The organism is Streptomyces sp. NPDC127117, assembly GCF_042677325.1.
Classification (GTDB): domain Bacteria; phylum Actinomycetota; class Actinomycetes; order Streptomycetales; family Streptomycetaceae; genus Streptomyces.
Genome location: NZ_JBHXTM010000013.1, coordinates 150,142 through 176,239 on the forward strand (window position 1 = coordinate 150,142; position 26,098 = coordinate 176,239).

The 26,098-nt window shown below is 72.2% G+C and carries 22 protein-coding genes, 2 pseudogenes and 1 riboswitch; of the genes and pseudogenes, 9 read left to right on the plus strand and 15 right to left on the minus strand.

Features of this window, described 5'->3' with window-relative positions; genetic code table 11:
* Position 1: 1 nt before the first annotated feature.
* A complete protein-coding gene (locus tag ACFVH0_RS14555; protein WP_385819977.1) occupies positions 2 to 1,507 on the plus strand; it encodes a precorrin-2 C(20)-methyltransferase in 1,506 nt (501 codons plus the stop codon).
* Here the strand turns inward: ACFVH0_RS14555 and ACFVH0_RS14560 are convergent.
* Entirely contained in the window at positions 1,492 to 2,280 is a 789-nt protein-coding gene (locus ACFVH0_RS14560; RefSeq protein WP_385819979.1) for a cobalt-precorrin-6A reductase, read from the minus strand. The genes ACFVH0_RS14555 and ACFVH0_RS14560 overlap by 16 nt on opposite strands.
* An 11-nt stretch (positions 2,281 to 2,291) precedes the next feature.
* Here ACFVH0_RS14560 and ACFVH0_RS14565 point away from each other — a divergent pair, with 11 nt between their 5' ends.
* Complete coding sequence (locus tag ACFVH0_RS14565; RefSeq protein ID WP_385819981.1) at positions 2,292 to 3,407, plus strand: cobalt-precorrin-5B (C(1))-methyltransferase; 1,116 nt, start codon at positions 2,292 to 2,294, stop codon at positions 3,405 to 3,407.
* Positions 3,408 to 3,436: 29 nt separating this feature from the next.
* On the opposite strand, the gene cobM is transcribed toward ACFVH0_RS14565, so the two are convergent.
* The 4 genes and pseudogenes from cobM to ACFVH0_RS14585 form a co-directional block, all read right to left on the minus strand.
* Positions 3,437 to 4,186 carry a precorrin-4 C(11)-methyltransferase gene (gene cobM / locus ACFVH0_RS14570; RefSeq protein WP_385819983.1) on the minus strand — a complete coding sequence of 250 codons (750 nt, stop codon included), beginning with the start codon at positions 4,184 to 4,186 and terminating at the stop codon, positions 3,437 to 3,439.
* Complete coding sequence (gene cbiE, locus ACFVH0_RS14575) at positions 4,183 to 5,484, minus strand: precorrin-6y C5,15-methyltransferase (decarboxylating) subunit CbiE (protein WP_385819985.1); 1,302 nt, start codon at positions 5,482 to 5,484, stop codon at positions 4,183 to 4,185. Before cbiE ends, cobM begins: the two co-directional genes overlap by 4 nt.
* Positions 5,485 to 5,524: 40 nt before the next feature.
* Positions 5,525 to 5,710 (minus strand): annotated as a pseudogene (locus ACFVH0_RS14580) (hypothetical protein); the annotation flags it as partial.
* A 324-nt stretch (positions 5,711 to 6,034) separates the two neighbouring features.
* Positions 6,035 to 6,183, minus strand: a riboswitch (cobalamin riboswitch).
* A 103-nt stretch (positions 6,184 to 6,286) separates the two neighbouring features.
* Positions 6,287 to 6,805 (minus strand): DUF402 domain-containing protein, encoded by a 519-nt coding sequence (locus ACFVH0_RS14585; RefSeq protein WP_385819987.1) that lies wholly within the window; start codon positions 6,803 to 6,805, stop codon positions 6,287 to 6,289.
* A gap of 218 nt (positions 6,806 to 7,023) precedes the next feature.
* Between ACFVH0_RS14585 and ACFVH0_RS14590 the strand changes: the two genes are divergently transcribed.
* Both ACFVH0_RS14590 and ACFVH0_RS14595 read left to right on the plus strand, forming a co-directional pair.
* Positions 7,024 to 8,268, plus strand: coding sequence for an MFS transporter (locus tag ACFVH0_RS14590; RefSeq protein WP_385819989.1), 1,245 nt, complete (start codon positions 7,024 to 7,026; stop codon positions 8,266 to 8,268).
* Between the two features lie 60 nt (positions 8,269 to 8,328).
* Positions 8,329 to 8,847, plus strand: coding sequence for a hypothetical protein (locus tag ACFVH0_RS14595; RefSeq protein ID WP_385819991.1), 519 nt, complete (start codon positions 8,329 to 8,331; stop codon positions 8,845 to 8,847).
* Positions 8,848 to 8,900: 53 nt separating this feature from the next.
* Here ACFVH0_RS14595 and ACFVH0_RS14600 read toward each other — a convergent pair whose 3' ends face one another.
* Both ACFVH0_RS14600 and cynR read right to left on the minus strand, forming a co-directional pair.
* Positions 8,901 to 9,548, minus strand: a complete 648-nt coding sequence (locus ACFVH0_RS14600; RefSeq protein ID WP_385819993.1) for a GntR family transcriptional regulator — start codon at positions 9,546 to 9,548, stop codon at positions 8,901 to 8,903.
* 61 nt (positions 9,549 to 9,609) lie between these two features.
* On the minus strand, positions 9,610 to 10,518 hold the full coding sequence (gene cynR / locus ACFVH0_RS14605) for a transcriptional regulator CynR (RefSeq protein WP_385819995.1): 909 nt from the start codon (positions 10,516 to 10,518) through the stop codon (positions 9,610 to 9,612).
* Between the two features lie 253 nt (positions 10,519 to 10,771).
* Between cynR and ACFVH0_RS14610 the strand changes: the two genes are divergently transcribed.
* Positions 10,772 to 11,323: a nucleoside deaminase gene (locus ACFVH0_RS14610; RefSeq protein WP_385819997.1), complete on the plus strand. Its 552-nt coding sequence runs from the start codon at positions 10,772 to 10,774 to the stop codon at positions 11,321 to 11,323.
* 47 nt (positions 11,324 to 11,370) lie between these two features.
* Here ACFVH0_RS14610 and ACFVH0_RS14615 read toward each other — a convergent pair whose 3' ends face one another.
* Together ACFVH0_RS14615 and ACFVH0_RS14620 are read right to left on the minus strand one after the other, a co-directional pair.
* A complete protein-coding gene (locus ACFVH0_RS14615; protein WP_385819999.1) occupies positions 11,371 to 13,401 on the minus strand; it encodes a prolyl oligopeptidase family protein in 2,031 nt (676 codons plus the stop codon).
* 62 nt (positions 13,402 to 13,463) lie between these two features.
* A complete protein-coding gene (locus ACFVH0_RS14620) occupies positions 13,464 to 14,426 on the minus strand; it encodes a helix-turn-helix domain-containing protein (protein WP_385820001.1) in 963 nt (320 codons plus the stop codon).
* Positions 14,427 to 14,517: 91 nt separating this feature from the next.
* Between ACFVH0_RS14620 and ACFVH0_RS14625 the strand changes: the two genes are divergently transcribed.
* The gene (locus ACFVH0_RS14625; RefSeq protein WP_385820003.1) at positions 14,518 to 18,747 is read left to right on the plus strand and encodes a S8 family serine peptidase; all 4,230 of its coding nucleotides are present in this window, start codon (positions 14,518 to 14,520) and stop codon (positions 18,745 to 18,747) included.
* A gap of 126 nt (positions 18,748 to 18,873) precedes the next feature.
* Here ACFVH0_RS14625 and lysA read toward each other — a convergent pair whose 3' ends face one another.
* The 4 genes from lysA to ACFVH0_RS14645 all read right to left on the minus strand — a co-directional run bounded on the left by lysA (position 18,874) and on the right by ACFVH0_RS14645 (position 22,180).
* Positions 18,874 to 20,247, minus strand: coding sequence for a diaminopimelate decarboxylase (gene lysA, locus ACFVH0_RS14630; RefSeq protein WP_385820005.1), 1,374 nt, complete (start codon positions 20,245 to 20,247; stop codon positions 18,874 to 18,876).
* A gap of 9 nt (positions 20,248 to 20,256) precedes the next feature.
* Complete coding sequence (locus tag ACFVH0_RS14635) at positions 20,257 to 20,649, minus strand: SAV_915 family protein (RefSeq protein WP_385820007.1); 393 nt, start codon at positions 20,647 to 20,649, stop codon at positions 20,257 to 20,259.
* Positions 20,650 to 21,184: 535 nt separating this feature from the next.
* A complete protein-coding gene (locus tag ACFVH0_RS14640) occupies positions 21,185 to 21,571 on the minus strand; it encodes a VOC family protein (RefSeq protein WP_385820009.1) in 387 nt (128 codons plus the stop codon).
* Between the two features lie 159 nt (positions 21,572 to 21,730).
* Complete coding sequence (locus ACFVH0_RS14645; protein ID WP_385820011.1) at positions 21,731 to 22,180, minus strand: NUDIX hydrolase; 450 nt, start codon at positions 22,178 to 22,180, stop codon at positions 21,731 to 21,733.
* On the opposite strand from ACFVH0_RS14645, the pseudogene ACFVH0_RS14650 reads away from it, so the two are divergent.
* Both ACFVH0_RS14650 and ACFVH0_RS14655 read left to right on the plus strand, forming a co-directional pair.
* Positions 22,146 to 22,886: pseudogene (locus tag ACFVH0_RS14650) on the plus strand (glycoside hydrolase family 3 N-terminal domain-containing protein); the annotation flags it as partial. The gene ACFVH0_RS14645 and the pseudogene ACFVH0_RS14650 overlap by 35 nt on opposite strands.
* A gap of 49 nt (positions 22,887 to 22,935) precedes the next feature.
* Positions 22,936 to 23,520, plus strand: coding sequence for a glycoside hydrolase family 3 C-terminal domain-containing protein (locus tag ACFVH0_RS14655; RefSeq protein ID WP_385820013.1), 585 nt, complete (start codon positions 22,936 to 22,938; stop codon positions 23,518 to 23,520).
* 15 nt (positions 23,521 to 23,535) lie between these two features.
* On the opposite strand, the gene ACFVH0_RS14660 is transcribed toward ACFVH0_RS14655, so the two are convergent.
* On the minus strand, positions 23,536 to 24,912 hold the full coding sequence (locus tag ACFVH0_RS14660; protein ID WP_385820015.1) for an ATP-binding protein: 1,377 nt from the start codon (positions 24,910 to 24,912) through the stop codon (positions 23,536 to 23,538).
* Positions 24,913 to 24,915: 3 nt separating this feature from the next.
* Positions 24,916 to 25,593, minus strand: coding sequence for a winged helix-turn-helix domain-containing protein (locus ACFVH0_RS14665; RefSeq protein ID WP_385820033.1), 678 nt, complete (start codon positions 25,591 to 25,593; stop codon positions 24,916 to 24,918).
* A 173-nt stretch (positions 25,594 to 25,766) separates the two neighbouring features.
* Here ACFVH0_RS14665 and ACFVH0_RS14670 point away from each other — a divergent pair, with 173 nt between their 5' ends.
* The gene (locus ACFVH0_RS14670; RefSeq protein WP_385820017.1) at positions 25,767 to 25,982 is read left to right on the plus strand and encodes a hypothetical protein; all 216 of its coding nucleotides are present in this window, start codon (positions 25,767 to 25,769) and stop codon (positions 25,980 to 25,982) included.
* Positions 25,983 to 26,098: the final 116 nt, after the last annotated feature.

Sequence of the window (26,098 nt, forward strand, 5' to 3'; positions counted from 1 at the left end):
CGTGAGCGAGCAGAAGACGGGCCGGCTGTACGGGGTCGGGCTCGGCCCCGGCGATCCGGCTCTGATGACCGTACGCGCGGTGGAGATCATCGCCGAGGCCGATGTCATCGCCTATCACAGCGCCCGGCACGGGCGGTCCATCGCCCGGTCCATCGCGGCGAAGCACATCCGTGCCGACCATGTCGAGGAGCCGCTGGTCTACCCCGTCACGACGGAGACCACGGATCACCCGGGCGGTTACCGGGGGGCCATGGAGGAGTTCTACGCCGAGGCGGCGGCCCGCCTGGCGGCGCATCTCGACGCGGGGCGGACGGTCGCCGTGCTGGCCGAGGGCGACCCGCTCTTCTACGGCTCGTACATGCACATGCACAAGCGGCTCGCCGACCGGTACCCGACCGAGGTGATCCCGGGCGTGACCTCGGTCAGCGCGGCCGCCGCCCGCCTGGGCACCCCGCTCGTCGAGGGCGAGGAGGTACTGACGATCCTGCCCGGCACGCTGCCGGAGGAGGAGCTGACCGCCCGGCTCGCGGCCACCGACGCCGCCGTGGTGATGAAGCTGGGGCGTACGTTCCCGGCCGTGCGCGGCGCCTTCGAGGCGTCCGGGCGGCTGCCCGAGGCCCGTTACGTCGAGCGCGCCACGATGGCCGGGGAGCGGGTGGGCGACCTGGCCGAGGTCGTTCCCGAATCGGTGCCGTACTTCGCGGTCGCGGTCCTGCCCAGCAGGATCGGGGCGCCGCGTCCCGACCACGCCCCGCAGGGCGGCGAGGTGGCCGTGGTCGGCACCGGTCCGGCCGGGCCGCTGTGGCTGACCCCCGAGACGCGCGGGGCGCTGGCCGCCGCCGACGACCTGGTCGGCTACACCACGTATCTGGACCGGGTGCCGGTCCGGCCGGGACAGGTGCGCCACGGCTCGGACAACAAGGTCGAGTCGGAGCGGGCCGAGTTCGCCCTCGATCTGGCCCGGCGCGGACGGCGGGTGGCCGTGGTGTCGGGCGGCGACCCCGGGGTCTTCGCGATGGCGACGGCCGTCCTCGAAGTGGCCTCGCAGGAGGAGTACGCACAGGTGCCGGTGCGGGTGCTGCCGGGAGTGACCGCGGCCAACGCGGCCGCCGCCCGGGCGGGTGCGCCACTGGGCCACGACTACGCGACGATATCGCTCTCCGACCGGCTCAAGCCTTGGGAGGTGATCGCGGAGCGGCTGCGCGCGGCCGCGACGGCGGATCTGGTGCTCGCGCTGTACAACCCCGGGTCGCGCAGCCGGACCTGGCAGGTCGGCAAGGCCCGTGACCTGCTGCTCGAACACCGCTCGCCGGACACTCCCGTGGTCCTGGGCCGCGATGTCGGCGGGCCCGCCGAGAACGTGCGGACGGTGCGGCTCGCGGACCTCGACCCCGCCGAGGTCGACATGCGCACGATCCTGCTCGTCGGGTCTTCGCAGACCCGCTGGGTCAAGCGCGGTGAGGGGCAGCAGATCGTCTGGACGCCCCGCCGCTATCCGGAGGGCTGAGCCGGGTCGGCCGTCGCCCGCCCCTGGCGGAAGAAGTGTTCGCGCAGCCAGGCGACGGCCCCCTCCGGACCGTCGACGACCGGGATGCCCCGGGGCACGGGCGGTCGCCGCACCACCACGACCGGGATCCGTGCCTCGCGGGCCGCGGCGAGCTTGGGGGCGGTGGCGGCGCCGCCGCTGTCCTTCGTGACGACCACGTCGATGCGGTGACGTCGGATCAGCTCGCGCTCCCCGTCCAGGGTGAACGGGCCCCGGTCGAGCAGCACCTCCATGCGGGCGGGGTACGGAGCCTCGGGGGCGTCCACCGAACGCATCAGGAACCACAGCTCGTCCAGCCCGGCGAAGGCCGCCAGCCCCATGCGTCCGGTCGTGAGGAAGACCCGTCGGCCCAGTGCGGGCAGCGCCGCCGCGGCCTCGGCCAGCGAACCGGCCGGGTGCCAGTCGTCGCCGTCATCGGGCACCCAGCCGGGCCGGCGCAACGCCAGCAGGGGAACATGGGCGGCAGCGGCGGCAGCGGCCGCGTTGAAACTGATCGTCCCGGCGAAAGGATGGGTGGCGTCGATGAGCGCGTCGACCCGGTGGGTGCGCAGCCATGCGGCGAGCCCGTGGGCTCCGCCGAAGCCGCCGATGCGGACCTCGCCGGGCGGAAGCCTCGGACCGGCCACGCGTCCGGCGAGCGAACTCGTCAGCCTGGCCCCGGCCGGGAACACCTCCACCAGCAACTCGGCGAGGCGACGGGCCTCCGTCGTGCCGCCGAGTACGAGTACATGCATCGGATCCATCCATGGGTGAGATTGAGGGCGGGCGCAGCGCCCAGCTGAAACACACCGGTCTGCGGTCCGGCTGGACCACCGGCGCCTGTGCCACCGCGGGGGCCACCGCCGCGTACACCGCCCTGCTGGCGGGCGACTTCCCCGACCCGGTGACGATCACCCTACCCAAGGGGCAGACGCCCGCTTTCGCGCTCGCGGTGGAGAAACTGGCCGGGGGGCGGGCGACGGCCGGGGTGGTCAAGGACGCGGGCGACGATCCCGATGTGACGCACGGCGCTCTCGTCCGGGTCACCGCGCGACTGCTGCCGCCGGGCTCGGGTGTGGTGTTCCGGGCCGGGCCGGGCGTGGGCACGGTCACCCTTCCCGGGCTGCCGCTCGATGTCGGGGAACCGGCGATCAATCCGGTGCCGCGGCAGCTGATCCGCGACCACATCGCCCGGGTCGCCGCGGAGCACCGGGGCACGGGGGACGTGGAGGTCACCGTGTCGGTGGACCACGGCGAGGAGATCGCCCGCTCGACGTGGAACCCGCGTCTCGGCATCCTGGGCGGTCTTTCGATCCTCGGCACGACCGGTGTGGTGGTGCCGTACTCCTGCTCGGCGTGGATCGACTCGATCCGCCGCGGGGTGGACGTGGCCCGTGCCGCCGGGCACACCCATGTGGCCGGGTGCACGGGTTCCACCTCGGAGAAGACGGTGGTGTCCGAGTACGGGCTGCCGGAGATCGCGCTGCTCGACATGGGGGACTTCGCGGGCGCGGTGCTGAAGTACATCCGCCGTCATCCGGTGGACCGGCTCACGGTCTGCGGCGGCTTCGCGAAACTGTCGAAGCTCGCCGCCGGGCACCTCGATCTGCATTCGGCCCGGTCCCAGGTCGACAAGCCGTTCCTGGCCGGGCTGGCCAGGCGCGGTGGTGCGGACGAGGCTCTGGCGGCCGAGGTGTCGGTCGCGAACACGGGGCTGGCGGCACTCCGGTTGTGCCTCGCTCGGGGTGTTCCGCTCGGGGATCTGGTGGCCGTGGCGGCGCGGGACGAGGCGCTGTCGGTGCTGCGGGGTGCGCCGGTCGCCGTCGATGTGATCTGCATCGACCGGGCGGGCACGGTCGTCGGGCGCAGTACGGTGCGCTGACCGGCCGCCCGGCCGATGCGGCGGCCCGGTCAGCAGACGTGGCGTTCGCGTCCGGGCGAGTAGAGGTGGCTGTCGCGGAACTGCTCGGCGCCCAGGGTGCGGCCGACCATGATGACGGCGGTACGGATCACGCCCGCCGCCTTCACCTGCCCGGCGATGTCGTCGAGGGTTCCGCGCAGGACGATCTCGTCCGGGCGTGATGCCAGCGCCACGACGGCGGCCGGGCAGTCGGCCCCGTAGTGCGGCAGCAGTTCCTCGACGACGCGGTCCACGTACCTGGCGGCGAGGTGCAGCACGATCAGGGCGCCGCTGCGGCCCAGGGTGGCCAGGTCCTCGCCCTCGGGCATCGCGGTCGCGCGGTGGGCGATCCGGGTGAGGATGACGGTCTGGCCGACGGTCGGTACGGTCAGTTCCCGCTTGAGCGCCGCCGCGGCGGCCGCGAACGCGGGTACGCCGGGCACCACTTCGTAGGGCACCCCGGCCTCGTCGAGCCGGTGCATCTGCTCGTTGACCGCGCTGAACACCGAGGGGTCGCCCGAGTGCAGCCGGGCCACGTCGTGACCGGCCTCGTGCGCGGCCAGCAGTTCGGCGGTGATCTGGTCGATGTCGAGCTGCGCGGTGTCCACCAGGCGGGCGTCCGGGGGGCATTCGGCGAGCAGTTCCCGGGGCACCAGGCTGCCCGCGTACAGGCACACCCCGCAGGAGGCCAGGGTGCGGGCGCCGCGCACGGTGATCAGGTCGGCCGCCCCGGGGCCGGCGCCGATGAAATACACGGTCATCTGTTGTCTCCTGGGTGTTGCGCGGGCTCGTGTGCCGAGTGTTCCGCTTCGGGACCGGTCAGGGGTTTGCGTACGGACCACTGGGTGACGGGCATGGCCTGCCGCCAGCCGGTGAAGCCTCCGACCGGCACGGCGTGCGCGACCGCGAGCCGGACCAGTTCGCCGCCGTGTTCGCGGTGTGCCTCGGCGAGCAGTGCCTCGGACTCCAGTGTGACCGTGTTGGCGACCAGGCGTCCGCCGGGTGGCAGTGCGTCCCAGCAGATGTCGAGCAGGCCGGGCACGGTCAGCCCACCGCCGATGAACACGGCGTCGGGCGTGGGTAGTTGGTCCAGGTTGCCGGGGGCCGGGCCGGTCACCACGCGCAGGGCCGGCACTCCGAGCCGGTCGGCGTTGCGCGCGATGCGTTGTGCCCGTCGCGGATCGCGTTCCACGGTGATCGCGCGGCAGGAGGGGTGCGTCCGCATCCATTCGATCGCGATGGATCCCGAGCCGCCGCCGATGTCCCACAGCAGTTCGCCGGGGGCGGGTGCGAGCACACCGAGGGTCGCGGCCCGGATGTGCCGCTTGGTGAGCTGCCCGTCGTGTTCGTACGCCGTGTCGGGCAGGCCGGGTACGGCGCCGAGGCGCAGGGCTTCGGGGGTGCGCCGGCATTCGACCGCGATGACGTTCAGCGGGTCGCCGGGTGGGTGCGGCCAGTGGTCCGCGGTGCCCTCCAGGCATGCTTCGTCCGCTCCGCCGAGCTGTTCGAGCACGCGCAGCCGGCTCGGGCCGAAGCCGTGTTCGCGCAGCAGTCCGGCCACGGCGGCGGGGGTCCGGGCGTCCGCGCTGAGTACCAGGACCCGCCGGCCGTGGTGCAGGGCGGCGGCCAGCCGGGCGGCGGGGCGGCCGACCAGGGTGACGACCTCGGTGTCCTCCACCGGCCAGCCGATCCGGGCGCAGGCGTAGGACACCGAGGACGGGTGGGGCAGGATCCTCAGCGCGTCGGTGCCGAGCACCTCGGTGAGGGCCCGGCCGATGCCGTAGAACATCGGGTCGCCGCTGGCCAGGACTGCGATCCTGCTCCCGGCGTGCGCGGCGAGCAGGCCGGGGACGGCGGGCCGCAACGGCGAGGGCCACGGCACCCGTTGTCCCCGGCAGGACGGCGGGAGCAGGCCGAGCTGTCGCTCACCCCCGATGAGGACCTGTGCGTCGATGAGCTCCGTGCGCGCCGCGTCGGGCAGTCCCGCCCATCCGTCGGCGCCGATTCCCACGACGGTCACCGCAGGTGGGAGGGGTTGTTCGGGTGGTGCGAGAGTCACGGACGGTACCTCGGAGTTCGGGGGATGACGCAGCCGAACTCTACTGTCCGGCCATGATCGGGCGGCGGCCAGGTGGCCGCCATGATGCCCTGCGCCAGGAGATCGCTTTTCTCGGATATGCGGCGAGTGAGGTGATGGCGGCGGGATTGCGTGGGCTTTCCACCGGATCCGCGTAGTCGAGGACGAAGATCCGGTCGTTCTTGATGGCCGATACGTTCGCCTCCGGCCCATCGCCCGCCGGTGCGGCAGCCGGCCCATCGCCACGACCTCGGCGACGGTGAAGTCGAATTCGGCGACCGCTTCCTGGGGCAGTGCGGCCAGACCAGAAGTACGGTGCCCAAGGCGGCCAGGAGCAGCGGCAGCGACACGCGCCGGGGCGGCGCGGGCCCGGCTCCGGCCCGGGATGTACGCGGGGGCACGGCGGGTTTGCGGTCGAGGGGTGCGGCCACGGGCGGATCGCTCTCGCCTCGGGCCGTGCGCCTACGTGATCACAGGAGCAGCCCGGGCGCCGAGCGCCCTGCGCAGCGCCACTCGCAGTCCACGGCGAATTGACAGGAGCCTTCACCACCGCGGGTAATCGGGCTTACGGGGCCCGCTGTGCGGGCTCCGCCCACCGTTGCGGGTCAGCGCCGGATTTCGACCGGACTTCCCCCGCGGGGCACGTGCAGCTTAGCGCGAGCGGGGTTGCGTACCGTCGGAGGGTGATCATGCCGGTTCCGAACGGGCGGCCGGGAATCCGGTCGCGGACGGTCCGGACCGCGGCGGCATGAGCTTCGATCGGTGCTCGCTGCTGCGGCTCGGGTCAGTACGCGGACATCCTGGCGAGCCATGACCGGCGGCGGCTGCCGAACGGCTCGACGCCCCCGGTGAGCGCGGCTCTCAGCTGCTCGGCCGTTGTCGTGGCCCGGGCTATGACGTCGGACGGGTAGGAGTACCGGACCTGGTGGTCGGCGAACTCGTCCTCGTCGTCGACGAAGACGGTGCCCCCGTCACGTGTGCGGCAGACGTCGAGATCCAGGTCGATCATGCTGACCTCCCCGGGATGCAGCCACCGGGGCGGGGTGGTGACATCGCAGTAGGCGTCCAGCCGTGCGGGCGCTGCCTGGAACAGCCCCGTCCACCAGGCATCACGGGGAATGAGCATCACTCTGGCCTCCCGCGTGGTGTAGGTGGCGCCTTCGGTGCCCGTGCTGCAGACGGTGCCGGCCGGCGCCCCGAGCCAGACCCCGTGCTCGTCCTCGCCCAACCGGACCATGGAGTGGCGCCGGTGCGGGCGGCCGTCGTACTTGTGGACGGAGATCAGCACCTCAGTGGCATCCATGGCCAAGACAGTACAGCGGGGACCTGGAACCGTCCCTCGTCCCGGCGGCCCCACCGAAGGTGCGCACGACGGCGAGAACCACGCCTGTCGCGCCAACCCCACAACCACCGGTTGTGTTCTTCAGGCAGGTCGGTTGTTTGATCTCACCGTCCCCGCCTCGCTTTGATACCGACGTTCAGCGAACGGTTGTTCCGACATCGGCGAGAGGTGCGTAGGGAATGGCGGGCAGGCAGGCTCTGGGGCGGCGGTTCGGGTGGTTGTGGGCGGCGTACGCGGCCAGTGCGTACGGCACCGGGCTCGGGTTCGGTGCGTTGCCCCTGATCGCGGTGCTCGTGCTGCACTCCGGGCCGACCCAGGTGGCGGTGCTGGCCGCTGCGGGGCGGGCGGTGGGGGCGGCGCTCGCGGTGCCGCTCGGACCGTGGATCGAGTTCCGCCGCAAGCGGCCGGTCATGATGGCGATGGACCTGACCCGGTTCGCGGCCTTGATGAGCGTCCCCGCCGCGTTCGCGTTCGGACTGCTCGGCTTCGCCCAGCTTCTCGTTGTCTCCGTCGTCGTCGCCGCGGCCAACATCGCCTTCAACGCGGCCAGTGGCGCGTATCTCAAGACGCTCCTGCCGCCGGAGCACCTGCTCGTCGCGAACGGCCGGTTCGAGTCCACGACCTGGACCGCGACCACGGTCGGACCACCGCTCGGCGGGGCCGCGATCGGGCTGTTCGGCCCGGTGACGACCGTGGTGGTCGACGCGGTCAGCTACCTTCTCTCGGCACTGGGCATCCGAGCCATCGGCGGGACGGAACCCCGTCCCGCGCGGAACGACGCGCCCAGGCTGCGGGCGGGCGATCTGCTGGCGGGCTGGCGTCACATCCTCGGCCACCCCGTGCTGCGCCCGCTGCTCTTCAACTCGATCGTGGTCAACGGCCTGATCATGGCTTCCGAGCCGCTGCTCGCCGTGCTTCTGCTCGGCCGCCTCGGGTTCTCCCCCTGGCAGTACGGTCTCGCGTTCGCGGCCCCTTGCGTCGGCGGCCTGATCGGCTCACGTCTCGCGCGCCCGCTCGCGGCACGGTTCGGGCGGCACAGGGTACTCCGCGCCGCCGGAGCGCTGCGTGCTTGCTGGCCCCTCGGGCTGGCGTTCGTCCGGCCCGGCGTCCCCGGGCTCGTACTCATCATCGTCGTCCAATTCGGCCTGGTGACCTGCTGCGCGCTGTTCAACCCGCTGCTGTCCACCTACCGGCTCGACCACACCGACCCCGGCCGGGTCGCCCGCACCCTGACCGCGTGGTCGATCAGCAGCAGCGCCGCCATCGCCACCATGACCGCCGGGTGGGGTCTGCTCGCCGCCGTCACCGGTCCCCGTATCGCGATCGCGGCCGCCGGGATCCTCCTCCTCGCCACTCCGCTGCTGCTGCCGCGCCGCGAGAGCGCTCCCCTGGACACGGGTGAACAGGCCGCGAGCCTCGGGTGACCGTTCGATCTCCGCCTCTGCCACACGGCTGCGGCGGCAGGCCGCCGATCCGCGCGGACCGTGAACTCGACACGCTGCCGCTGGACCATCGCGCGCGACGGCGCCGCCTTCCGCCGGGTCGTCCCCTCCCCCTCCCCCGTGCGCATCGTCCAGGCACCACTTGTACGCACCCTGCTGGAGAGCCGGTATCTCGTCGGCGGTGGCGGCGTGCCGGTACGGTCCGACGGCAAGGGGCGGCAGACGGGCCTGCAGGCGGTCGTCGACAAGGACCTCGCCTCGGCAGCCCTGGCGGCGGAACTCACGGCGGACATGCTGGTGATGCTGACGGACGGTGACTTCGTCAGCGAGAACTGGGGAACGGCCGAGCAGCGCGACATACTCACCGCCTCACCGGAGGCGATCTCCCGGCTGGCCTTCGCCGAAGGGTCCATGAAGCCGAAGGCCGACGCCGCCGTGCGGGTCGCGCAGGCCGGCGGACGGGCGCTCATCGGTCCGCTCGAACGGCTCGACGACCTCCTGGGACGGAACGTCGGGACGGAGATCCGCCCGGATGTCCCGGACGGAATCGTCTACGTCTGAGTGCTCGCGGGGCGGCCCGATCTCGGGTGCGCCGCCCGGCCGCACCGCCCCGTTCAGTCCCGGGACTTGCGTCGCGCGGCGGCCGCGTTGCGACCTGTCACCAGGTGCTGGTCGGCCAGTTGCTCGACGCTCGCGACGTCCCGCTCCGCGATCGCCCGGTACAGCGCTTCGTGCTCCTGCGCGACGCCCCCGAGGTCGTCGTGCTGCCCCAGCAGCCAGCGCATCCGGCTGCGCAGCGTGCTCTGGAGCTCGTTGAGGAGTTCGTTGTCGGCCAGCTCGGTGACCGTCTCGTGGAAGTCGGCGGCGGCGCGGTGGGCCCGTACGGCGTCCCCCTTGTCCGCCGCCTTCAGCTCGGCGTCGAGGTCCGCGCGCAGCTTTTCGAGCCCCGCGCGGGTGCGCCGTTGGGCGGCGAGCCGGAAGGTCAGCGTCTCCAGGGCCGCCCGGACCTCGTCGAGGTCCTCGATGTCCGCCGGCGTGAACTCCCGTACGACAGCCCAGGTCCGCGGCCTCGGCGTGACCAGCCCTTCGGTGACCAGCGCCTTCAGCGCCTCCCGGATGGGCAGCCTGCTCACACCGAGCTCCGCGGCGAGCTCGCGCTCGACGAGTTTGCTGCCCGGCTCACGCACCCCGTCGATGATCTCGTCACGCAGCAGGCGTGTGACCCGCTCCGACTCGGGCTCGAACTCCCCAGACCCTGTCATGTCCTCAATTCTCTCATCACTCGAAGTCGGTTTTCGGTATGCCGTCCGCGGGACGGGGTGCTCAGGCCGGTGCGTAGCCGCGTGTGCCGACCAGGTCGCGGGCGAGCCGGGTGAAGGCGCGTGCGGCGGCGCTCTCGTAGGCGCTCTCCCGGTGCAGCAGCGTGGCGACGCGGGCGGGCAGCGGGGGGTCGATGGGAATGGGCCCGAGATGCGGGTGGTCGTCCGTGACCGCGTCGGGCAGGACGGTGGCCAGCAGCCCGGTGCGCCGGACGATCTCCGTGAGGGCCTGGATGGTGTTGGCCTCCACAGCGATCGGCGGGCTGACCCGATGCGTGGCGAAGTACCCGTCGATGTGGGTGCGGGTGGCAAAGTCACTGCTGAGCAGCGCGAGTTGCTGGTCCGCCAGATCACGCACCGGGAGCGGCCGGTCGCCCCGTTCCCGGGCGCGGTCGGTGGTGACGACGAGGCTGAGGGTCTCGGTGAACAGCGCGGTCGCGGTGATGCCGGGCAGATGGGTTCCCGCGAAGGCGATCCCGAGGTCGAGGTCATCGGCGAGCAGGCTCGCTTCGATGCGGTCCTGCGTCATCTCCCGCAGATCCAGCGTGACGCCGGGATACTGCGTGTGCAGCGCCTCCACCAGTGGGCCGATGAGGTACGCGGTGAAGGTCGGTGTCACCGCGAGGCGCAGATGCCCCCGGGAAAGGTCGGCGACATCGAGTACGGCGCGGTCGGCGGCGGCCAGTTCCCGCAGCGCCCGCCGCGCGTAGTGCACATAGGCCTCGCCCGCGTCGGTGGGTCGCACGCCACGGCCGCTGCGGTCGAGCAACTGCACACCGACGACGCGCTCCAGCTGCTTGATCTGCTGCGAGAGCGTCGGCTGCGAGATGCGCAGTTCTTCGGCGGCGCGTGTGAAGTTGCCGTGCTCGGCCACCGCGATCAGATAGCGGAGGTGACGCAGTTCCGGACCCATGTCCGAAGTATAGAGAACCTCAATCGGTATCCCTGCATGGGCGCCATGGCATCTATGGAGCCCTGGCCGGCGGGCCGCTCCACCGGCAACCCTCAGCCAAACACCGACCATTGATGAGATCTATGAAAATTATGGACAACAAGACTTGGAAACTATAGATGGAGGTCATGGATGGCGGAAACCGTCGACCCAAACACAACGCCTCACTCACAACACCTCACAACACCCACCGCCTTACACCGGAGGCCTCACCATGGACTTCGCCCAGCGCACCATCGACATCGCCCGCAAGAATGTGGAGGAGGGCGGACGCCCCTTCGCCACCGTCATCGTCAAGGACGGCGAGATCCTCGTCGAGAGCCCCAACAGGGTGGCCCAGACCAACGACCCCACCGCCCACGCCGAGATCCTCGCCATCCGGGACGCCTGCCGGAAGCTGGGTACCGAGCACCTGGTCGGCGCGACCAGCTATGTGCTCGCCCACCCCTGCCCGATGTGCCAGGGGTCGCTGTACTACTGCTCCCCCGACGAGGTCGTCCTCCTCACCACCCGCGACGCCTACGAGCCGCACCATGTGGACGACCGCAAGCACTTCGAACTCGACACCTTCTACGGCGAGTTCGCCAAGGACCACACCGAGCGGCGGCAGCGCGTCGTTGCCCGAATCGGGAGCGGGCGCCGTGGAGTGGCGCACCGGTACGGCGGACTCGGCGTTCGTCCGTATCGAGGTGCGCCGTCCCGACGGGCACATGGCGGCGCTCGCCAACCCGATCATCCTGGCCTGAACGGGCCTGAACGGGCCTGAACGGGCCTGAACGGGCCTGAACGGGCCTGAACGGGCCAGGATGCCTGCTACGCCTCCGGCGTCAGGTGCTGCTGGAGGAAGGTATGCATCAGGGCCTCGTTGTGGGCGGACTGTTCGTTGTCGCTGGCGCCCGCGTGTCCGCCGCCGGTGTTCTCGTGGAACAGGACCGGGTGGCCGAGTTCGCGCAGCCGGGCAGCCGTTTTGCGGGCGTGGCCGGGATGGACCCGGTCGTCACGGGTGGAGGTGGTCAGCAGCACCGGCGGGTACACCTGGTCCGCGCCGATTCGGTGGTACGGGGAGAGCTCGCGCAGGTGCGGGCGGTCGGCCTCGTTGTCCGGGTTGCCGTACTCAGCGGTCCAGGACGCGCCGGCCAGGAGCTTGTGGAAGCGGAGCATGTCCAGCAGCGGAACCTGGGCGACGATCGCGCCGAACAGGTGCGGGTAGCGGGTGAGCATCGCGCCCATGAGCAGGCCGCCGTTGCTTCCCCCCGCGGCGCCCAGCATGGCCGGGGTGGTGATGCCGCGCGCCACGAGGTCCTCGGCGACGGCCGCGAAGTCCTCGAAGGCCCGCGGCCGGTCCGCGCCGAGGGCGGCCTGGTGCCAGTCCGGTCCGTACTCGCCGCCGCCCCGGATGTTCGCGATCACATAGGTGCCGCCGCGCTCCAGCCACGCCCGGCCGGTCACCGCGTCGTAGGAGGGGATGAGGGGGACCTCGAAGCCGCCGTAGCCGTAGAGCAGCGCGGGGCCGGGGCCGGTTGCGGGGGCATGGCCGGGGCCGATCACGAAGTAGGGCACCCGGGTGCCGTCCTGGGAGGTGGCGAAGTGCTGCTCCACGGCCAGCCCGGCCGTGTCGAAGCGGTCCGGGGTCTGCTTGAGGATCTCGGAGTCGGCGCCGATCTGCCCGTGGTGGAGGGCGGACGGCTGGAGGAACCCGGACACGTCCAGGAAGTACTCGTCGGAGACGTCCGGGTCGGTGTCGACGACCGTGACGCGGGACAGCGCCGGGACGTCCGCGAGCGGCTTGCGTGTCCATCCGCCGCCGGGGGCGGGGGTGAGGACCTCGATGTGGGTGCTGACGTCGCGCATCGTCTCCAGGATCAGATGGTGGCGGGTCCAGGAGTGCCCGGCCAGGGCCGTCCGCTCGTCCGGGGTGAACAGCACCTCGGCGGTGCGGTCGCCCGCCAGGAAGGCGTCGAAGTCGAACGCGAGCAGCGAGCCCGCCGGCTGTCCGAGCCAGTCGGACTTCAGGGAGACGATCAGATGCCGGCGGTGGGCATAGGCGTTGGCGTCGTCGGGGACGTCGATCCTGACGAGCGAGGCTTCCGGGGTCAGGAGGTATGTCTCGCTGCGGAAGAAGTCCAGCCACCGGGAGACGAAGTCCCGCTCGAACCCGGGTGTGGCGTCGTGCCGGCCCCAGGCCGCCACATCGCCCTTCGCGGCCTCGAAGACCAGGACGGACTCATCCAGGGGTGTGCCGCGGCGCCATCTGCGTACCGTGCGCGGATAGCCCGCGTCGGTCAGCGAGCCGGGGCCGAAGTCCGTGCCGACGAAGACGGTGTCGGCGTCGATCCACCCGATCCGTGTCTTCGCCTCCTCCACCTGGAACCCGTCGTCGACGAAGGTCCGGGTGGCGAGATCGAACTCGCGGACCACGACGGCGTCCCCGCCGTCGCGCGACAGACACACCAGTGCCCGGTCGTGATCGGGACGGCGCACCTGCGCACCGGCCCACACCCACTTCTCGTCCTCCGCCGCGGCGAGCGCGTCGATGTCGAGAAGGACCTCCCAGTCGGGCAAGTCCTTGCGGTACTGCTCCGGTGTCGTACGCCGCCACACCCCGCGCACCTGCCCGGCGTCCTGCCAGAAGTTGTAGAGGAACGCGCCGCGCCGGACGGTGTAGGGGATGCGGTCCGAGGCATCCAGCACCTCCCGCAGGCGCTCCTTCAGGACAGGGAACGCGGCGTCGGCGGCCAGTGCCGCCGCCGTCTCGGCGTTCCGCTCGGCCACCCATCGGAGCGCGTCCTCGCCGTCGATGTCTTCCAGCCACAGGTACGGATCTTCATCTGTCACGAGTCGCATTGTGCAGCCACGGACCGCGTGCGGAGAACACATCCACGCGTTCGGCGTCCGGGCGTGCGGGCTCAGAGCCAGCCCCTGCGGGCGGCGATCACACCGGCCTGGAAGCGGTTGGCGGCGCCGAGGAGCTCGTGGAGGCGGCTGATGCGGCGGCGCATGGTGCGCACGGACCAGCCGAGCTGGCGGGCTATCGCCTCGTCCTTGAGGCCGCTGACCAGGAGGGTGAGTACGCGCCGGTCCTCCTCGCCGAGCGGGTCCTCGGCGGGGGCGTCGAGGGGCAGAGCCTGCTTCCAGCACATCTCCCAGTAGTCGGTGAGTGCGTCGAGCAGGGTGGACGGGCGGATCACCGCGGCTCGGACGTCGTTGAGGTCGAGGGAGAGCGGCATCAGGGCGAGTCTGCGGTCGGCGATGGCGAGTTTGATGCGCAGACCGGGCATGACGCGGGCCTGTTCGCCGTGCCGGACCAGTTCGCGGATGTCGTCGAGGACGCCCGGCCATTCCAGTGCCTCGGGGGCATAGACCGCGCGGTAGCGCACGCCCCGGCCCATCGCCGTCGCCTCCACCGGGTTGGAGGTGGTCAGGGCGTACGGCGGCCGGTCCAGGGTCATCACGTCCTCGTGGGCCTCCTGCTGGAGCCGGACGAACCAGCGGCCGAGCGCCTCGCTGCCGGTGGTGATCTCCACCTCGTCCTCGTCCGTGGCGCCGGTACGCGCGGCGGCGAACAGCCGGGACAGCTCGTCGGCCGCCGAGCGGACCCGCTCCAGCTCGTCGCTCCGCGCCCGCACCAGTGCCTCGACGGCGGCCCCCGGCTCGATCGCGGCATACCGGCGGCGGGTGCCGGCGAGCCGTCCGACCAGCCCGTGATCGCGGAGCCGGTCCAGCGCCCTGGCGACGCGCTCGGCCGAACAGCCGAGGTCAGCGGTGAGTTCGGCGGGTGCGGCCGTCCGCCGGTTCAGGACGGCTCGGTAGACGCTCTCGTCGAACGGATCGATGCCTGCCGCGGTGAGTCGCGGTGTCTCGGGGGTCATGGACGGATGGTGGCCCAGTTGTGCCAGAGGCAGCAATGGGCCACGAAGATCCGTTGTGCGGCAAGGGCGCGCACCACTAGGACCTTTACGCATGGCAATGAAGTCACGAAGATCTCGTCATGCCGCTCTCGCCGCCGCTGTTCTCGCCGGCACGTTGGCGGCGACACCCGGTGCCGCCGACGCGTCCACGACCGACCCTTCGCAACGAGTGATCGTCGAACTGTCCGGGAGGCCCGCGGTCACCGCCGCGCCCGGTGGTTCGCTGCTGTCCGCCGGAGCCGCCGACGGCGTCGGCGCCGCACGCCGCGCGCTCGACGCACGGCAGGAGACATTTCTCGGCTCGGCCAGGGGCGCCGGGCTGCACCCTTCGGCAACCCGCGGGCTCGGGCTGCTCATCGACGCCGTGGCGATGACGGTGCCCGCGTCCGAGGTGGGGCGGCTGGCCGCGCTGCCGGGCGTCACCGCCGTCCGCCCCGACACCCGGGTGCTGGCGAAGACGGACGTGAGCGTGCCGCTGATCGGCGCGCCCGCCGTCTGGCAGCGCGAGGACCCCGGCGGAAGCCGCGTCAACGGGACGGGGACCACGGTCGCGATCCTGGACAGCGGGGTCGACTACACCCACCCCGACCTCGGGGGCGGGCTCGGCAAGGGCCACAAGGTCGTCGGCGGGCACGACTTCGTCAACGGCGACGACGACCCGATGGACGACAACGGCCACGGCACCCACGTCGCCGGGATCGTCGCGGGCCGGGCCGCCGCGAAGGGCGGCGTCACCGGCGTGGCGCCTGGCGCGGATCTGCTGGCCTACAAGGTGATGGACGCCGACGGCTCGGGCTACACCTCCGACATCATCGCCGGGATCGAGGCGGCCTCCGATCCGGCCAACCCGCACCGTGCCGATGTCATCAACCTGAGCCTCGGCGGCCCCGGCGACGGCACCGACCCGCTGGGCCGCGCCGCCACCGCGGCCGTACGCGCCGGTGTGGTCGTGGTGGCCGCGGCCGGCAACGACGGACCCGGCGCGGGTACGGTCAGCAGCCCGGCAACGGCCGACGGTGTGATCGCGGTCGGCGCGTCGACGAGCAATGTGCGGCTGCCCAGCGCGTATCTGGCGGGCGAGAAGCCGGAGTTGATCCAGGGTTACCGCGGCATCCTGTCCGCGAACCCGCCCGAGCGCCCCGTCACGGCTCCGCTCGTCGATGTCGGCGAGGGCACCCCCGAGGACTGGGAACGGGTCGGCGACGTACGCGGAAAGGTCGTACGGGCCCGGATGCTCATCGCCGCCGACGCCGAGTACCTGACGGCGAGTGCCGTGGAGTGGGCGCGGGAGGCGGAGAGACGCGGCGCGATCGGCGTACTGGCCGGACTGCCCGGCAGCGACGGCCCGGTGTTCGCCGCCGGAGCCGCGGGAGAGGCCCGGTCACCCGAGGTGCGCCCCGAGCCGGGAGTGGCGCAGGTGCCGTCCTCGCCCGCGCGGATCGACGCCTCCGGCGACTCGCTGCGGATGGACCACCTGGTGGTCATGGGCATCGACGCGACCCAGTACACGGAGTTGAGCTCCCGGCTCGCCGCCGGGAATGTCTCCGTGACGCTGCGCGGCACCGACACCACCGACCGGATCGCCTCGTTCTCCTCACGCGGCCCCTCCGGGACGTTCGGTCTGAAGCCCGATCTTGTCGCGCCGGGTGTGGAGATCCGCTCCACCATGTCCAAGGCGCTGTACGGACCCGGCGAGTACCGCATGTCGGGAACGTCGATGGCGGCCCCGCACGTGGCGGGCGCCGCGGCCCTGCTGCGCCAGTTGCACCCCGGCCGTACGCCTGCCGGGATTAAGTCCGCGCTGGTCGGCACCGCCGAGCCGTTGAGCGGCAGCGGGCCCACGACGCAGGGCTCGGGCCGGCTCGATGTGGCCGCGGCCGCCTCGGCCACGCTCGGCGCCGCACCGGCTTCGGTGTCCTTCGGGCTCGCCGACCTGTCCGGGCGGAAGGTCGGCGGCACCGCGAAGGTGACGCTGCGGAACTCCGGCCGGCGGCCGGTGACGGCCTCGCTGCGCACCGACGGCCCGGCGACGGTCTCGCCGGGGCGGGTCACCGTTCCGGCCGGGCGGACCGCGACCGTCACGGTCTCGCTGCGCGTCGCCCGGCCGGACACGGACACCGAGATCGGCGGCCGCATCACGGCGACCCCCGACCGGGGACCGGCGATCCGGGTGCCGTACCTGCTCGCCGTCCGGCATCTGGCCGTCCAGGCCGCTCCCGACCCGAGCGACGGTCACTCGACCGTGCACATCGCCCCGCCGACCCGGCTGGCCGCACCACCGGTCGTCACCGTCACCCCGCCTCGCGGCCGGGCCACCGACGTCGCCTCCACCCTGGATCCGGCGACCGGCTACTACCGGGCCGAGGTGACCGGCGGGGCGGCCGGCGCGTACCGGGTCTCGGTGCGCGGCACCGCCGGCACCGGGCAGCGGCTGATCGGCTCCAGTGCCTTCGAGGTCACCCCGGCCGACAGCCGCGGCAACCGCTGGGAGCCGGTGGGCCCCAACGGGGAGGCCGGCTTCCTCACCCTCTCGCCGGGCCGGCCGAAGCAGGCCGTCCTCACCCAGTACCAGAAGGCGGCTCCCTGGCTGACCACCGACAGCGGGGCCTCCTGGCAGCAGTTGGGGCGGCTGCCGGTCGCGGACGGCACGGGGCAGCTCGTGGTGGACGCGAAGAACCCGGACCGCTGGTGGTACTCCGTGAACAGCGTCCACGACTTCAGTCGCCGGGGCACCGTCCTGCGCACCGACGACAACGGCCGGACGTGGCGCATGCTCGATGTGCCGGACACCCGCATCACGGCGTTCACCGCCGATGAACACACCCGCACCCTGGTCGCGGTCACTTCGGACGCACTGCTGGTCAGCACGGACGCGGGAGACCACTGGACAACGTACCCGACCGGCGTCGCCGGCGCCGTCACGGCCGCCGCGATCACCGGTGACACCCTCTACCTGACGACGAACGACGGCGTCTGGGCCCGCTCCGGCATCGGCTCGGACGACCCCGGTGAGGCGCGCCGGCTGTACGGCTCGCCCGGCGAGCGCGTCGGCGGACTGGCCGCCGACTCCTCGGTGGTGGCGGTGTACGTGACGGGCACCGGAGTCGTCGGCTCCCACGACGGCGGGAAGAGCTGGGCCACCCTGCTGCCCCTGGCGGAAGGCGGCCTCGGCCTGACCGTCTCGGGCGGCGACCTGTACCTGCGCACCCTGTCCGGCAGCGGCAGGCTCAGCCGCGACCACGGGCGGACGTGGACCACGGTGGCCACGCCGTCGCGTGCGACGGTACCGCTGGACTACGACCGCTGGGCCGACGGTTCCGTCACCGTCTCCGGCGAGCAGGACGGGATCTACCGGGGCGCCGCGGACGGCACCGGCTACCGGCGGATCGGCGTCCAGGGACAGACGGTCCTCGATCTCGCGGTCAGTGACGGCCGTCTGCTCGCCGCCACCGACAGCGCGGTCTACCGCACCGCACTTCCCGTCGCGGGCCCGGAGTGGGGCCGGTCGGGCGGCGAGGGCATGCGCGGCGTCACCGTCCCGCAACTCGCCACTTCGGCCAAGGAGCCGAAGGTGATCTGGAAGGTCCGGCGCACCGGGTTCGGCGCCTTCACCGTCGAGCGGAGCGCCGACGGCGGTGCCACCTGGGAGAAGCGGGGCACTTCGGCCGAGGTGCCGACGGCGCTCCTGGTCCACCCCGCCGACCCGGACCGGGTGATGGTCAGCTTCCGGAGTCTGCTGGGCCAGGGGCTGTTCGCCACCGTCGACGGCGGCGCGACGTGGAAGAACCTGTACCACGAGCGTTCCTTCGACACCATCGTGGGCGATCCCGCCGATCCGCTGCGCCTGTGGCTCGGCAACAGCTCCGGTCTCTACCGCTCGGACGACGGTGGGGTGACCGTCACCAGGGTCACCGACGGCCCGGTGGCCGCGATCGACCTCGACGGCCGGCGGCTCGTCATCGGCGGTGAGAACGTCCGCGTCAGCACCGACGGCGGCCGGACCTTCCGCACCGCGGACACCGGGGCGCTCGCGATCCATGTGTCCGACCTGCTCCGGGTCGGGGACACGTACTACGCGGCCACCACCAGGTCCGGGGCCAGTGGTCTCCTGCAGGGCGGCCGCGGTGTGCTGCGCAGCACGGACCGCGGCCGGAGCTGGCACAACATCTCCACCGGCCTGCAGAACACCGATACGACGAAACTCGCCGCGAGCCCCGACGGCCGTACGCTCTACGTCGGCACCCTCGACGGCGGGGTCCACCGGCTCGGACTGCGTCGCTGATCACCACGGACCGCGGTCGGCGGCTTCCTTCCGCCGCCCGCGGTCTCCGGCGCTCCCGATTCATCGCGAGCGACGAGGAGCATGCGACCGGGCCCTTCCGGCGCGGGTCCGGGAGATGATCACCGCTCAGAGACCGATGTCACGGCCGTTGATGTCGGCGAGGGACTCGCGCCGGACCAGTAGCCGTGCGCGGCCGTCCGCGACGGCGACCACCGGCGGACGGCCGACCGCGTTGTAACTGGACGCCATGGAGAGGTGGTAGGCGCCCGCGACCGGCACGGCCACCAGGTCCCCGGGGCGGATGTCGCCCGGCATGGGCACATCGGCGGCGAGCACATCGCCCGCCTCGCAGTGCCGGCCGACGACGGTCGCGGTGCGGGGCTCGGCCGTCGAGCGCCGGCCGACGAGCCGGGGTGCGTAACGTACGCCGTACAGAGCGGGCCGCGGATTGTCGCTCATACCCCCGTCCACGGCCACGAAGGTGCGGTCACCGGTCGTCTTCACCGCGAGCACGCGGTAGAGCGCGACGCCCGCGGGCCCGACCAGTGCCCGGCCGGGCTCGACGGTGAGCCGGGGCGCGGGGATGCCTGCCGCGGCGCAGTTCGCGGCCAGTTCGCGGTGGATGCGGGCGCCGAGGGACGGAATGTCGAGGGCGGTCTCCCCCGGCCGGTAGGCGACGGCGTGCCCGCCGCCGAGGTCCAGCTCCGGCAGGGCGATCCCGTGCTGCCGGCGGATCCGGGCGAGCAGCCCCACGATCCGTCGCAGCGCGGTCAGATAGGGCTTGGCCGTGGTGATCTGCGAGCCGATGTGGCAGTGCAGGCCCACGAGTTCGAGCCGTGGCTGGTCGAGAATCCGGGCGACGGCGTGCTGTGCGCTGCCGTCGGTGATCGACAGCCCGAACTTCTGGTCGTCCGTGCCGGTGCGGATCGCGGCGTGGCCGCCCGCGCTCACCCCCGGAACCACGCGCACCAGTACCTTCTGCCGGATGCCGTCCGGGATGAGCGCGGACAGCCGGGCGACCTCCCACGCGCTGTCGATGACGATCCGTCCGACGCCCAGGCGCAGCGCGGCTTCCAGGTCTTCCGGGCTCTTGGCGTTGCCATGCAGCACGATGCGTTCGGGCGGGAAGCCGGCCGTCACGGCGAACTCCAACTCGCCCGCGGAGCACACGTCCAGGCCGAGCCCCTCCTCCCGTACCCAGTGCAGCAGGGCGCGGCAGAGGAATGCCTTGGCCGCGTAGACGACATCGGTGTCCGGGAAGGACCGCAGATAGGTACGGCAGCGTTCCCGTACTTCGCCCTCGTCGAGGAGGTAGACCGGTGTGCCGAACCGTTCGGCCGCCTCGGCGAGCGGGACGCCGCCCACCGCGACATCGCCGCGGGAGGTGAGCCGGGCCGATGCGGGCCAGACGGACAGGCTCGCCGCGTGGCCCGAAGGCACGGGGGCCGGGTGAGGCTCGGCCGGTGCCGAAACCGGCTGTCCGGGGAGTGTTGTGGCCATGGTGTTCCCTCAGCCGATCAGGAGGATGCCGCAGGGCACGGGGGCCGTCCGCCGGTCGTGTTGTGGCGAGGGGGCCGGGCGCCGGCTGCGGTTCACGACGGGGACGGTGGCGTCGGGCCCCGGTACGGCGAGCAGTGGGTCGACGACGAGGTCGACGATTCCCAGTGGCGCGACGAGGGCGCGTACCGCCGGCTCGGAGAGGCGGATCCAGGGCTGGCGTTGTCCGAGGGTGAGAGTCAGCTGCCGCTCGTGGGTGAAGGCGACGGCGGTACGCACCCCGAGGGGCGTACGGAAGAGGCAGGCGCAGTGGCCCTCGGGCCCGGGCCGGACCGGAACGAACAACGCTCCGGTCCGGCTCGGTCGAAGGGGGTCGGGGTCCTCGGCGGGCCGGCTGTCGTTCATGGCACTCCTCGTGGAGACGGGTACATCACCCCGGACCGATCGCGATCCGGAATGGCATGCAACGACGCTATGCCCGCTCCCACGGGGCCGGACGTCCCCCTTGGCGGGCCCTTGATCCCGCAGGTCCGACCCTTGACGCACGATTGACGACGACCGTCGTTTCCCGGCAGGCGGTCGTCACCCCCGCATCGCTCCTTGTGCGGGCGTGGCTCTTGAGGGCACCGCCCGGGGTGCGTGGTGCGGCAGCGGAACGGCGTGGGCCGTGAACGCCTCGGTGAGGGATGCGTACTGGTCGCCGGTCAGCCGGTCGCGCTCCGGATCGCCTGTGCGGTCCGCGTCGTGCGGGAGACCGCCGAACGCAGCCCGCCCGGGCGCCCGCCGCCGAGTTCCGCACCGCGCGGGACAGACGCGTCTCGGACCCGCTTGTGCAGTGCGCTGAACTGTGCGGCGGAGAGCTCCGGCACGGCGCGACGGCCGCAGGCCCCCGATGCCGACTCCGTGGCGACGGCCTGCCGGGCCGTGTCCGGTGTCCGGTCTAGTTGCTGTGCACGATCTGGATCAGGTTGCCGCAGGTGTCGTCCAGGACGGCGGTGGTGACCGGGCCCATCTCCAGCGGGTCCTGGGTGAAGCGCACCCCGAGCGCGCGCAGCCGCTCGAACTCCGCGTTCACGTCGTCCACGGCGAAGGACGTGGCCGGGATGCCGTCCTCGGCCAACGCCGTCCTGTACGGCTTCACCGCGCGGTGGCCGTCGGGCTCCAGCAGCAGTTCGGTGCCGTCGGGGTCCTCCGGCGAGACCACGGTCAGCCATCGGTCCTTGCCCACCGGAACCTCGTGCTTCTTCACGAAGCCGAGCACGTCCGTATAGAAGCGCAGGGCCTTGTCCTGGTCATCGACGAAGACGCTGGACAGGTGGATCCTCATGGGGTGTTCTCCGGGGTGTCGGTCCTGAGTCACCGGGTCACGGTGCGCTCGGGGGGTCGGTGTTCAGAGCGTGGAACTCGTCGCGGCCCTGGCGCCGCACATGGGCGGCCATCGACCTGCATATCAAACGGCGCGCCGGGACGCAGTCCGACCGCGCCCTCAGTGGTCGAGCAGTCCGCCGACCGGGACCGGAGCGACATGGCCGGTCGCCGGCCGGGACCGCGCCAGGGCGAGGCCGATGTCGACCAGCGACGACCGCCGCAGGCGGGCGACGTCAGGGATCGGAGTCCACGCCGACTCGACGGTGTCGCCGTTGGGCTCGGGGCGCAACCGGCCACCGGTGATGCGGACCTGGTAGAAGATACCGACGTTCTGGTGGTCGGGCCGGCGGTCGGCCGCGGGGATCACCCGCGAGTCGACGCCGAGCAGGCGTTCCACCACCGCGTCGCAGCCGGTCTCCTCGGCGACCTCGCGGATCACCGCGTCGAACGGGTCCTCCGCGTGCTCGACGCGGCCGCCCGGGAGGGTCCAGTTTCCCGACGAGTGGTGGGCGAGCAGCACCCGCTCGCCCTCGATGCACACGGCGTACGCCGCCAGTCGAAAACTCATCCCCGCACGCTACCCGGACGCCCGCGCGATCCGTCACTGCGTGAACGTTCACAGAGCGCACCCCTTGACGCACCACCTGCGCCGATTTAACGACCTGTACACCGATCCTCGCTGGTCGCGGGGGTACGGAACGTTCGGCGAGGACCCCGAGACCGTGTCCCGTCTGACCGCGGCCTTCATCCGGGGGCTGCGCGGTCCGGGCACGCTGGGGGCGCGGAGCGTGGCCGCGATGGTCAAGCACTTCCCGGGCGGCGGACCGCAGAAGGACGGGGAGGACTCCCACGACCCGCGCCACCCCGAGCAGGTGTACCCGGGGGGCCTGCGCAACCTGCACCTGCTGCCCTTCGAGGCCGCGTTCCGGGCCGGTGTCACTCAGGTGATGACCTACTACGGCATGCCCGTCGGCACCGACTGGGAGGAGACCGGCTTCGCCTTCAACAAGCCCGTCGTCACCGGTCTGCTGCGGGAGCACTACGGATTCGACGGCATCGTCTGCACCGACTGGAACGTCACCGAGTCCACACTGCTGGGCGGCCGTGCCTTCGGCCCCAACGCCTTCGGTGTGGAGAACCTGACCCCCGCCCAGCGCATCGCCAAGGCGCTGGACGCCGGGGTCGACCAGTTCGGCGGTGACGTCTCCACCGATCTCGTCGTCCACCTCGTCCGTTCCGGCGAGGTCCCCGAGTCCCGCATCGACGCCTCGGTGCGCCGGCTGCTCCTGGAGAAGTTCCGCCTCGGCCTGTTCGAGCACCGCCATGTGGACCCGCAGGCCGCCGCCGATCTCGGCGTCCCTGCGGGCGGCGGGCCGGGCCGCGCAGCAGCGGTCCCAGGTCGTGCTCAAGAACACCGACGGGCTGCTGCCCCTGCCCGGCCGCCCCCGGGTCTACGCCGAGGGCATCGATCCCACGGTCCTGGCCAGGTACGCCGAGGTCGCCGCCACCCCTGCCGAGGCGGACTTCGCGGTGCTGCGCCTGGCCTCCCCCTGGCAGGAGCGCGACGGTGTGCTGGGGGCCTACTTCCACGGCGGCAGCCTGGAGTTCACCGCACAGCAGGTCGACCACGTGCGGGAGGTCTCGGCCACCGTTCCCACCGCGCTGCTCGTCCATCTGGAGCGCCCGGCGGTGCTGGCCCCGCTCGACGCCGAAGTGCCCGCGATCGTCGTGGACTTCGGCTCCGACGACGACGCGCTGCTCAGCACGGTGTTCGGCCGCACGGTTCCCCGGGGCACACTCCCCTTCGACCTGCCGTCGTCGGCCGCCGCCGTGGCGGAGAGCCGCGAGGACGTCCCCTTCGACACCGCCGACCCGCTGTACCGCTTCGGCCACGGCCTGCGGCTCTGATCCGCCGGACGGTCCCTACCGCCCTTCGACCGGCAGCACGACGATCAGCCGGGTGCCCGGCCGGTTGTCCTCGATGTGGGTGGTGCCGTGGTGGGCCGTGACGATGTCGCGGACGATGGCGAGGCCGAGCCCGCTGCCGCCGGTGTCCCGGGCGCGGGCGTCATCCAGGCGGGTGAACCGGTCGAAGACTCGTTCCCGGTCCGCCCCGGGAATGCCGGGGCCGTCGTCGGCGACGACCAGTCGTGCGGTGTCGTGCAGCATACGGAGGCTGACATCGACGCGGGTCGCGGCATGGCGCAGCGCGTTGTCCAGGAGGTTGCGCACGACACGGGCGAGGGCGTCCTCGTCGCCGGTCAGGCGTGCCGCGCCGACGGCGCGCTGATCGATGACGAGGCGGGTGCGGCTGCGGGCCTCGCGCACCTCGGCGAAGACGATCTCGTCCAGGTCCACGGGCCGGGTCCGCAACCGGGGCCGGGCGTCCAGCCGTGCGAGCCGGAGGAGGTCGTCGACGAGACGGTTGAGCCGCTCGGTCTCCCGGAGCAGTTCGGGGGCCAGGGTCTGCCAGTGGGCGGATTCCGGGTGACGGTCGGCGACTTCGAGACGGGTGTGCAGGGTGCTGAGGGGGCTGCGCAGTTCGTGGGCGGCGTCCGCGATGAACCTTCGCTGTCGCCGGGTCGCGGCATCCAGTCGGCCCAGCAAATCGTTGAAGGTAGTGGCCAGTCGGCCGAGTGCGTCGTCGGCGGGCGGTACGTCGAGGCGGCGGCCGAGGTCGGACTCGGTGATCTCGGCCGTCTGGGCACGCATCGCGTCCACGGGCCGCAGCGCACGCCCGGTGAACAGCCATACGACTCCGGTGAGCAGGGCGACAACCGCCGGCACACCGGTGGCCAGGCCCGCGGTGAGTTGCGACAGCCCGTGGTCGACGCTTTCGGTGGGCAGCGCGACGTACACCGTCACGGGGTTGTCGGCGGTGCCCGCGGGGACTCCCACGGCGCGCCAGGCGCCGTGCTCGTGCTCGGAAATGTCGTGGACGGTGTGGGCCCGCGGGGTGCCGGAGCCGCTCGCCGGGAAGGTGAACACCCGGGGCAGACCACGGAGGTTGGCCGAGCTGGCGATCACGTTCCCCTTGCTGTCGACGACCTGCACGGCGGCTTCCGCGTGGGAGGTGGCCGGTACTTCCGCGCCGATCCGGTTGCTGTCCGCGTCGGCCGCCACGACCTGGGCGCGCTGCAGTGCGGTCTGGTCGAGACCGGCGATCAGGCTGCCGTGCAGCCAGACGACGAGCAGGACGGCGGCGCCGGCCAGCCCGGCCGCCATGACCAGGGCTGCGGCGGCGGTCAGTCGCAGCCGAAGCGACCGGCGGGACCACCAGGAGCGGACTGCGGCGGGCATCGGTCAGCCCGCGGTGCTGTGGAGCCGGTAGCCGGCGCCTCGGACGGTTTCGATGGTCCGGCGGCCGAACGGGGCGTCGATCTTGCGTCGGAGATAGCCGATGTACACCTCGACGATGTTGGTGTCGCCGTCGAAGTGTTCGTCCCAGACATGAGTGAGGATTTCCGCCTTGCTGATCACGTCGCCGGCATGCCTGAGCAGGTACTCCAGCAGCGCGAACTCCCTTGCTGTCAGGCCGATGTCGCGTTCGCCGCGTCTGCAGCGGTGACCGGCGGGGTCCACGGTGAGATCGTCGGCGCGCAGCACGGCGGGCCGGGCGGGTGCGCCGCGACGCAGCAGGGCTCGCAGGTGGGCGACGAGCACCACGTAGGAGAACGGTTTGCTCAGGTAGTCGTCGGCGCCGAGGTCGAGGGCGTCCGCCTCGTCGTACTCGCCGTCCTTTGCCGTGAGCATCAGCACCGGTGTCCAGATCCTGGCCGCTCGCAGCCGTTTCAGGACTTCGTATCCGGACAGTGCGGGCAGCATGATGTCGAGCACGATGACGTCGTAGGGTTCGTGCAGAGCACGCCACAGGCCGTCCGCCCCGTCGTGTGCGATGTCGGCGACGAACCCCTCTGCGGCCAGTCCGTCGGCGATCGCATCGGCGAGCTCCGGCTCGTCCTCGGTGATCAGCATCCGCATGGTGACCTCTCCGTCCACCTTAACTCCGGGCCGCCAGGGCCGTTTGCCTACCGGAACGGCCGTTGACTCGGAGGACGCTGAGAGACGGGCCTGCTCTCAGCGTCCTCTCAGGGCCCCGGTCGCAGGCTGGAGCCGTCAGCAGGACACGAACGGACAGGACGAGGAGTGCAACGATGAGCGACATCAGGGACGAGCGCCGGATCAGGGGCGAGCGGGCCCCGGATCGCACGCGGCGCGACGACGGCCGCGACCGGCGGGAATCCGGCGACCGGCGGGAATCCGGCGAGCTGCCGGACGACAGGCGGTCCGAAGGACGACGGCGGACGGACACCGGGCAACGGGAGCGTCTGGCCCGCTCCTCGCGTGTCTCCGACCGGCCGCTCAGCTGACTGGCGTCAGCTGCAACAGGCAATCACGGACAGTACGAAAAGCCGCGGGACGCCCCCCCGGGCGGGGCCGCGCCCACTCAAACGGTGTAGACCGACACACCGGGGAAACGAAAACC